This is a genomic window from uncultured Tessaracoccus sp. (genome assembly GCF_947286155.1).
Taxonomy (GTDB): domain Bacteria; phylum Actinomycetota; class Actinomycetes; order Propionibacteriales; family Propionibacteriaceae; genus Arachnia.
In genome coordinates this window covers 1-7,152 of record NZ_CAMYPD010000078.1, presented here as the reverse complement: position 1 = coordinate 7,152, position 7,152 = coordinate 1, and the positions used below count along the sequence as shown (strand labels likewise).

Below are 7,152 nucleotides of genomic sequence, written 5' to 3'. Positions count from 1 at the left end.
TACACGTAAGGAGTCGTCGGCAGCGTCAGATGTGTATAAGAGACAGGGTCTACCCACCACCAACTTGATCTATCTTCGGTTCTCACTCGAGTGTCACGGGCGATCGGCTGCACAGCGAGCGCGTGGGCGCCCAGCCCAGCCCGGCTAGCCCAGCAGCGAGGTGACGAGTGTGTGGCCGAGGTCGCCGTCGGGCACCTGCCACATCGATGCCGTGTCGGCGTCGATCAGGTAGAGCGCCTTGCCGAGCACCCACGTCTTGTTCGACGTGTGTACGCCAGTATCGTCGGCCGCGAGCGAGTAGGTGAACACCGTCGCACGCGGATCCGAGAGGTCGATCACCTGGGGAGGCAGATGCGGCAGCTCGTAGAGGTGCGCCGCGAAGGTTTCTGGCGTCGATCGCATGCCCTCAGGAATCGAGGACAGGTCCACGGTGATCTGCTTCGCTTCGTCGACGTTCGTCGCACGCGGTTCGTGCCGCAGCGCATCCTCGGGCGGGAGCGCCCGTCGGATCACCTGCCACGCCCGATGGACGGGAGCGATGGCTACTTCCATCATCGGATGGAGCTTATCCACGGACTCCTCCCCATCCACATTCGCGACGGTGCCCCGGCTCGTGCACGACACCACCCATCCACCATGGACGAGCACCGTCGCGCTGAACACGACGTCGTCCTTGCGGCTGAGCAGTTCGCAGGCGCGCGTCGATTGCTGAGCGACGGTAATCGCTCGCCCCCAGAGCTCGTCGACCTGGTCATCAGCGATGATGCCAGCGGCTTCCCAAAACGCGAGCTTGTCCTCGTCATCACGAGGGAAGACGCCATCGGTGATCTCTTCGACCGCGTCGGCCCACACCGTCGCCTCAATGAGGCCGACGTGCAGGGTAGGGTCTTCTGACTGGATCATCGTTGTCATAGCCATATCCTCGCTCAGTTCGTCTCACGCCCGTATTCCACACGGTACGCGTTATCCACTTCACCGTTGTAGAAGCGTCCGAGATCCCTATCCATGGCCTGCTGCGCCTGAACATTCGCGTTGTTGGACAGGTAGGGGTTGTTCTTGCGTTCCTGGAGGTCCGCAATGTTGTCGGCGTAGGTCTGCTGCAGATGCGTGTGGCCAGGGAAAATGCTGCCTTCGTGCGGGAATACGATGTTGTGTACGTTGCTGGGAGTATCGAATTGAATCCCCTCGCCAGGCTTCCAACGCGCACCGCCGAGGTCGGTTCTCGGCACCGGATCCAGAGCGTTTTGGTAGTTGTACACCGGGATGTGCTCGGGCACCCCAAGAGTCTCGACGGGCGACCCTGCGCTGATCACGCCGCCAACGTCGTACTTGTCGGCGAACTCGTCGGAGGCAGCAATGTTGCCCGCGATAATGCCGCCTTGCGAGTGGCCGGAGAGCAGCACTTCGGGCTTCCCTCCGCTGATGCCGCGCCTCGCCTGGTCTTCCTGGATGGCCTGGTCGATGGAGTTCATGATCGATTCCGTCGCAGCGGTGGAGCCATAGCCCACGCCCTTCAGGTTCGCTGCCCAGTCGGTACCCGACGGGTTCCCGTTCCAGCCATCCAGCGTAGACATTGACTCGGTGGTGCCTGGAATCGAGACGATGTATCGCACGTGCCCGTCGTCGCCGACAACCGGGGTGACCTGAATCTGTGCGCGGTCGGTGGGGTCGTTGCTGTCTTGCGTGTTGTAGACGTCCATCATGGGGTCGATGACGTCGTTCACGCTGTCAAAGCGCTGTTGTTCGACGAGATGGTCTTGCACGTCCGCAGGTGTGGCCATCCAGGGGCGCCCGTCGTCGAAGAAATGCTGATCTTCATTCGTGATGAAGTTGAACGGAATGCCCGCCAGCTGGCCGCCGAGGAAGAGCGCTGACCCAGCAACCTCAGCGAGCTGCGGAATCTCCCCCTTCTCGAAGAAGTCCCTCAGCCACTGTGGCTGAGTGCCCAACGTTTCGAAGAGACGCTGGATCGCAGGAGCGGTGTGGCCGAGCCGTTCCATGACATTGTCGACGACGCCCTTGCCCCACTCCCAGGCATCCTCGATCTTGCCCTTGCCCCAGTCGAGACCGTCCTTGATCTTGCCGCCCAGCCACTCCAAGCCGCTCAGCAGCTTGTCCCCGCCGGTTTGCAGCAGGTCCATCAGCCCGTCGCGGGCCTTGGCGAACTCGTCGAGAATGTTGTTGCCGACGTCGGCAATCTTCAGCCGAGCCGCGAGCGCGAAGTCGGTGGCATTCAGCCGAACCACTAGGCTCAGCACCGAGCCCTGGATGCGCACCCGTTGGTACAGTCTGCGAGGGTCGATCTTTGAGAGCCCGGAATTGAGATCGCGTAGCCAGCCGCTGTCTTGGATCTCGTAATCCCATGCCCGCGCGCGGTTGACGAGATTGTGCTGAGACTGCTGGATTTGTGTAAACGACTGAGCCGCGCTGCTCAGCGCGTCTGCGGCGGGAGGAATCCTGCGTGCATGGGAGCGCAGATCGGTGAGCAGCTTGCGGTGGCTCGAGTGCTGAGCCCGTTGCGCGTCGCCACGCCAGGGGCCCATGTCGATGCTCTCGTGCTCGCTGATTTTGGAGTCGAGTTGGCCCTTGACCTGATTCAGCGATGCCGCCCGCGCCTGCAAAATGCCCGGATTGATACGCAGGCCGTCACCCCAGCTGAGCATCAGATACCTCCGAAGAATGATGTTGCGGCCCTGGAATTGGCTTCCTCGACTTTGCGGTAGGCGACGGCTGTCTCGGTGAGGTTCTTGCCGTAGCTCTCCAACGTCTTCACTGCAGACTCGGAGCCTTCCCGCCACCCGTTGGACACAGAGGTGGCAACGCCAGCGCTCATGCTGCCGGGGATGGCCCCAGCCACATCGTTCATGTGCATGTCGGCCAACACACCGGCAATGTCTGCTGCAACACCCACTGCTTTCGTGCCCGCACGGTGCAGCACGGAGTAGTCAACCTCGTAGTCCATGTGAGAGCCCTTTCTCTTGTCCAGAACTCTACGAAGTGCAGGGGCCAGACAGGTGAGTATCTGTACTTGTCTTGGCGATATTGGCGAACTTCGGCGCAGCATTTGAGCGCGTGTGCTTGGCTGGAGACATGACGACCCAAGTTGATTTCTGGTTTGACCCTTCCTGCCCATGGGCATGGATGGCCTCGCGGTGGATGCTCGAGGTGCAGAACGTACGCGACATCGATCTCACCTTCCACGTGATGAGCCTCGCTGTGCTCAACGAGGGTCGCGACCTCGACCCTGACTACCGCGCCCACATCGACCAAGCCTGGGTACCCGCTCGCGCGAGCCTCCTCGTCGAGCAGCGCCACGGTTCCGAGAAGCTCGCCGAGTTCTACACCGCCGTCGGCACACGCTTCCACCCAGGTGAAGATCGCAGCTTGGACTCGCTCAAAGCCGCACTCGACGAGGTGGGCGCCGACGAGGACATCTTCGAGATCGCCCAGACCGACGCGATCGACGACGACCTTCGTCGCTCGCACCACGAGGGCATGGACCCGGTGGGTGACGAGGTGGGCACCCCCGTCATTCGCGTGAACGGCATGAGCCTGTTCGGCCCGGTCATCTCACCTGCGCCGAAGGGTGAGGCCGCCGGCGATCTCTTCGACGGCTTCGTCAAGATGACGGCCTACCCCGGTTTCTTCGAATTGAAGCGCACCCGCACCGTCGGGCCAATCTTCGACTGAACCACCTCGACGCCCGATCGTGCTTGACTACCTGTCGATCTACGCCGACGAGCTCGCGACCCTGTGCGGCCCAGGCGAGCAGGCGATGGCCCTACTCACTGTGCAGTACGCCCCGGGCGAGGAGCGCGTCGGGCCGCGAGAGTCGTCGGTGACATTCGACCCGCTGGGCGGCCTCTCCGTCTCGGCCTGGGAGGACGCCGCGGGCGCAGCGGTGACGGGCGTCACGTTGCGTGGCGAGCCGGGCTGCATGGCGGCGCAGGTCAAGAGCGCGCTTGGGGGTCCGTCGTCGGAGTTGGTGGCGACGAACCAGCGCGTGTTCCTGGTAGATGGGCTGGGCGGTAAGCCTCCGAACCTGCGTTGGGCCAGCGGCATCCATGACGTGGCGATCACGTCTGACCCACGCTGGAATCAGCGAGGACGAATCGCGCTCCGGTTCCGGGACGGGTCGCTCATCAGGCTGGTGGCGGGGTACTTCAGCGGGCGCAAAGCACGCCGATTCTGCAGCGCTGTGGCGGGCGCTCAAGGCACTACTGCCTGAGCGCCCGCAACGCTTGGCTTAACCCAGCAGCGCTTGGCGGAGCACGTCGAGACCGACTGACCCGACGTCGAGAGCGCGACGGTGGAAGGCCTTCAAGCTGAACGCGTCGCCCTCGCAGGTGCGGACCTCGTCGCGGATTTGCTCCCACAGGCGCTGCCCGATCTTGTACGACGGCGCCTGCCCAGGCCAGCCGAAGTAGCGATTCAGCTCGAAGCGTAGGAAGTTTTCCTCCATGCCGGTGTTGGCTTTGAGGAATGCCCAGGCGCGGTCGTACGTCCAGGGGCCGCCGTTGGGGTGCTCCAGGTTGCAGTGCACGCCGATGTCGAGCACGACGCGGGCCGCGCGCAGGCGCTGACCGTCGAGCATGCCCATTACGTCGCCGGGATCGTCGAGGAAGCCGAGGTCTTGCATGAGGCGTTCGGCGTAGAGCGCCCAGCCCTCGCCGTGTCCGGACACCCAGCACGCGCTGCGCCGCCACGTGTTGAGCAGGTTGGAGCGGTACGTGGTTTGCGCGAGCTGGAGGTGATGGCCCGGCACGCCCTCGTGGTAGACGGTGGTTTTCTCCATCCAGGTGGTGAAATCTTCGACGCCCTCCGGCACCGACCACCACATGCGGCCAGGGCGCGAGAAATCGTCGCTGGGGCCGGTGTAGTAGATGCCGCCGGTGGCCGTCGGAGCGATGCAGCATTCCAGTTCGCGCACCGGGCCTGGGATGTCGAACTGCACGTCGGCAAGGGCCTCGATGGCGGCGTCGGAGGTTTCCTGCATCCAGGCCTTGAGCGCGTCGGTGCCGTGGATTTTGCGGGCGGGGTCGGCGTCGAGCATCGCGATGGCGTCGGCAATCGAGGTGCCCGGCCCGCCGATCTGCGCGGCGGTGCGCTCCTGCTCGTCGACGATGCGCCGCAGCTCTTCCTGCCCCCAGGCGTAGGTTTCTTCGAGGTCGATGACGGCCCCGAGCGAGCGCCTAGACAGCAGCTGGTAGCGCTCGCGCCCGACGGCGTCCGCGTCCTGGCCGGTGGGTTCCAATGCGCGGAGCTCGTCGGCCAGATGAGCAAATGCGCGACGGGCTTCGTCGGCTGCGGAGCGCAGCTCGGCGCGGAGTGCGTCGGGAAGCTCGCCTTCTGACGGTGCGGCGTTCTCGGCGAAGGCGGTCCAGAACCCGCCCTCGTGGGCGTAGTCAGCGCTCTGTTCAGCGGTGATGGCGAACTGGCGCTTCGCCGGGCGGACCGCCGCTTCGCGCAGCGACGTGAGGTAGCCGTCGGCAGCCGCGGGCACGGCTCGCATGCGCGCGGCGATGGTCTCCCAGTGCTCGACGGTGTCGGTGGCCATGAGGTCGAAGATGTCGCGGATGGCCTGCAGCGGGGAGGCGATGTTATTGAGGTCGCCGAGGTCTTCGCCGGCGTCGTGGAGTTCGACGGCGAGCCCCAGGCGTTCGTTCATGGCGGCGCGGGTGACGCGGTCGACGTCGTCCACGTCGGGGGTGTCGGCGATCTTGGCGAGTGTCTCGCGGGCCAGATCGGCGCGGGCGGCGTGGCCGGCGGGCGAGAAATCGTCGAGCTCGTGGTCGTGGCCGGGAATACCGATCATCGTGGCGCCGGTGGGGGAGAGTACGGCCATCTTGGCGACGTAGTCTTCCGCGATGGCGTCGAGTGCAGTGGGTGTGCGGTCAGTCATGCTCCCAAACTACCCGGCCGCCCATCGAGTAGTGCCTGCCTCTGGCCATCGAGAGGGCGCGTAGGGGCCGTATCGGGATGCTCCAACGGCCGCCACTCGCATAAGGAATGAGGGATTCCACCGTTTTCGGTGGAATCCCTCATTCCTTATCAATAATGCGCTCTTCCAGCGGGCTTTCGGCACGCGAGCTTCGCTCGCTACTCAGCCGTCGGGCCCGCACCCGGTCGTCGAGTAGGCCCTAAGCGCCGAATCGAGACGTCTCTTTCGCGCCCGCCTGTGGATAACTTCTGAAGTCGCCGGGAAGTGACCCTAGCGTGTGGTTCACTCGGTGCTCTGGAGGAACAATCATGGTCAAACAACGACGTCTTGGCTTTGCAGTCATCAGTAGTCTGCTGCTCGTCACCGTGAGCGCTTGCCAGCCGAGCGAGGCAGCCACAGAAGAGCAGCCGACCCCCAGCGCGCCTACATCGATCCGACGTGTGCCCGGCGCAGAAAGCCCATCCCCATCCCCATCCCCATCCCCGTCCCCGTCCCCGTCACCTTCGCCTTCGTCCTCGTCATCTTCGGAGTGGGTGACGTTTCCCCCGCCAGAACCTGACGAATCCGCCGAGATCACCGCAATCCGCCAAGCGTGGGAGAGCCATGAATTGATGTTCGACAAGTTCGCGCGTGATCCCAAGCTCAAGGATATGAATGAACTCACGAAGCACGCTTCGGGCGACGCCGTGTTCTCCAGCGTGCACTCGATTGGTCTTCTCCGCGATAGAGGGCTGGTTCGGGTCGGGTCATTGGAGTATTCAGATGTGGAAATAGAGCTATCAAATTCTGATAAGGCTGACCCACGCACGGCGATGTTGTCTGTTTGTAAAGATTCAAGTGGCATCAGCTACGTCACGGAGAAGGACGGGAAGACCCCACCGAGCGAAGACGCACTTGATGTGCTGCCGCAACTGAGAGTCACTTTGATGCTTGAACAACACCCGAACAAAAGCTGGACGGTAGCCAGCGGGGATTCGGAGGAAGGATGCTGAACAAGATTGCCTTCTCGGTTCTCGCCATCGCGATTTTCAGCGGTCTGTTGCCGATGGCTTCAGCGGAGCCGGCACGGGTCTGCAAGGTAAAGGGTTATGAACTCGCAACCTGCCTACATGAGAAGGGTTCGTCGCCGGCGCCGGGTGGTGGGCATGAGAATCCAGACCGTGGTCGCGGTAGAACGGATGCGCCTGTGTGTCAGTTCCAGGGTAAACCGA

At 63.5% G+C, this 7,152-nt stretch carries 9 protein-coding genes; 5 read left to right on the top strand and 4 right to left on the bottom strand.

The window, feature by feature from the left end; translation table 11 throughout:
- Nucleotides 1-144: 144 nt before the first annotated feature.
- From Q0X68_RS12830 to Q0X68_RS12820, 3 genes are read right to left on the bottom strand one after another with little or no spacing between them, the layout of a single operon-like run.
- Complete coding sequence (locus Q0X68_RS12830) at nucleotides 145-912, bottom strand: hypothetical protein (RefSeq protein ID WP_297752543.1); 768 nt, start codon at nucleotides 910-912, stop codon at nucleotides 145-147.
- Nucleotides 913-926: 14 nt separating this feature from the next.
- Nucleotides 927-2,663: a hypothetical protein gene (locus tag Q0X68_RS12825; protein WP_297752540.1), complete on the bottom strand. Its 1,737-nt coding sequence runs from the start codon at nucleotides 2,661-2,663 to the stop codon at nucleotides 927-929.
- Entirely contained in the window at nucleotides 2,663-2,962 is a 300-nt protein-coding gene (locus Q0X68_RS12820; RefSeq protein WP_297752537.1) for a hypothetical protein, read from the bottom strand. Before Q0X68_RS12820 ends, Q0X68_RS12825 begins: the two co-directional genes overlap by 1 nt.
- Nucleotides 2,963-3,090: 128 nt before the next feature.
- Here Q0X68_RS12820 and Q0X68_RS12815 point away from each other — a divergent pair, with 128 nt between their 5' ends.
- Nucleotides 3,091-3,690, top strand: a complete 600-nt coding sequence (locus Q0X68_RS12815) for a disulfide bond formation protein DsbA (RefSeq protein ID WP_297752534.1) — start codon at nucleotides 3,091-3,093, stop codon at nucleotides 3,688-3,690.
- A gap of 19 nt (nucleotides 3,691-3,709) precedes the next feature.
- Nucleotides 3,710-4,228, top strand: a complete 519-nt coding sequence (locus Q0X68_RS12810) for a hypothetical protein (protein WP_297752531.1) — start codon at nucleotides 3,710-3,712, stop codon at nucleotides 4,226-4,228.
- An 18-nt stretch (nucleotides 4,229-4,246) separates the two neighbouring features.
- On the opposite strand, the gene Q0X68_RS12805 is transcribed toward Q0X68_RS12810, so the two are convergent.
- Nucleotides 4,247-5,902 carry a DUF885 domain-containing protein gene (locus Q0X68_RS12805; protein ID WP_297752528.1) on the bottom strand — a complete coding sequence of 552 codons (1,656 nt, stop codon included), beginning with the start codon at nucleotides 5,900-5,902 and terminating at the stop codon, nucleotides 4,247-4,249.
- 412 nt (nucleotides 5,903-6,314) lie between these two features.
- Here Q0X68_RS12805 and Q0X68_RS12800 point away from each other — a divergent pair, with 412 nt between their 5' ends.
- The 3 genes from Q0X68_RS12800 to Q0X68_RS12790 form a co-directional block, all read left to right on the top strand.
- The gene (locus Q0X68_RS12800) at nucleotides 6,315-6,500 is read left to right on the top strand and encodes a hypothetical protein (RefSeq protein WP_297752525.1); all 186 of its coding nucleotides are present in this window, start codon (nucleotides 6,315-6,317) and stop codon (nucleotides 6,498-6,500) included.
- Complete coding sequence (locus Q0X68_RS12795) at nucleotides 6,475-6,933, top strand: hypothetical protein (protein ID WP_297752523.1); 459 nt, start codon at nucleotides 6,475-6,477, stop codon at nucleotides 6,931-6,933. The genes Q0X68_RS12800 and Q0X68_RS12795 overlap by 26 nt, the downstream gene beginning before the upstream one ends.
- A partial coding sequence (locus Q0X68_RS12790) for a hypothetical protein (RefSeq protein ID WP_297752520.1) occupies nucleotides 6,927-7,152 on the top strand: 226 nt, incomplete at its 3' end. The genes Q0X68_RS12795 and Q0X68_RS12790, both read left to right, overlap by 7 nt.

What these genes read in the sequence shown, in the direction of transcription:
- Q0X68_RS12825 (WP_297752540.1), bottom strand. Translation starts at nt 2,663, where the DNA reads ATGCTCAGCTGGGGTGACGGCCTGCGTATCAATCCGGGCATTTTGCAG.
- Q0X68_RS12830 (WP_297752543.1), bottom strand. Translation starts at nt 912, where the DNA reads ATGACAACGATGATCCAGTCAGAAGACCCTACCCTGCACGTCGGCCTC.
- Q0X68_RS12820 (WP_297752537.1), bottom strand. Translation starts at nt 2,962, where the DNA reads ATGGACTACGAGGTTGACTACTCCGTGCTGCACCGTGCGGGCACGAAA.
- Q0X68_RS12815 (WP_297752534.1), top strand. Translation starts at nt 3,091, where the DNA reads ATGACGACCCAAGTTGATTTCTGGTTTGACCCTTCCTGCCCATGGGCA.
- Q0X68_RS12805 (WP_297752528.1), bottom strand. Translation starts at nt 5,902, where the DNA reads ATGACTGACCGCACACCCACTGCACTCGACGCCATCGCGGAAGACTAC.